At 76.5% G+C, this 629-nt stretch carries 1 protein-coding gene; it reads right to left on the bottom strand.

Going from position 1 to position 629, the window contains the following annotated elements; all coding sequences use genetic code 11:
- Window positions 1-629: carboxyl transferase domain-containing protein (locus EHS43_RS45620; RefSeq protein WP_312023484.1), on the bottom strand; the 629-nt coding region annotated here is incomplete at both ends.

Raw genomic sequence — 629 nt, 5'->3', positions numbered from 1 at the left:
CCCGTACGGTACGACCACCCCGAGTTCCACCAGGTCCTGCGGCCGGATCCGCAGCTGGTCCGCCGTCGACTCGACCTCCTCCGGACCGCGCTTCAGGATCGCCGCCGCCAGTTCCGGCGCGATCACGGAGAAGTAGCTGTCCGGTGTGGCGTACGTGGCTCCGGGCGCCGCCAGGGCCAGCGCGCCCCCGGAGCCGCCCTCGCCGATGAGCAGGGTGGTGATCGGGGTACGGGCGGAGGCGACCGCGGCGAACAGGTCGGCGATGGCCGCGCCCGCGCCCTGGCGCTCGGCCTCCGCGTCGTTGGCCGCGCCGGGGGTGTCCACCAGGGTGAGCACCGGGATGCCGAGACGGTCCGCGAGCCGGATCAGACGGGCGGCGGTGCGGTAGCCGGCCGGGCGGGTCGCCGTCCCGGTCTGGGCGGCGTAGGCGACGGTCCGGCCCGCGTGCTCGCCGAAGCCGCACAGCATGCCCGGATCGGTACCGCCGCAGCGGTCACCGGACACGGCCGCGCGAGAGGTGAAGTAGGCGTCCAGGTACGCCTGCGCACGCGGCCGTTCAGGGGACCGGGCCCGCCGCACCGCGTCCCACCCCGAGGCAGGCAGCCCGACCGCGCCGAGCGGGGCGGGGA

This window comes from Streptomyces sp. RP5T (genome assembly GCF_003933965.1).
GTDB lineage: Bacteria > Actinomycetota > Actinomycetes > Streptomycetales > Streptomycetaceae > Streptomyces.
The sequence above is the reverse complement of the archived record's forward strand: the minus strand, read 5'-3'. Positions and strand labels throughout refer to the sequence as shown.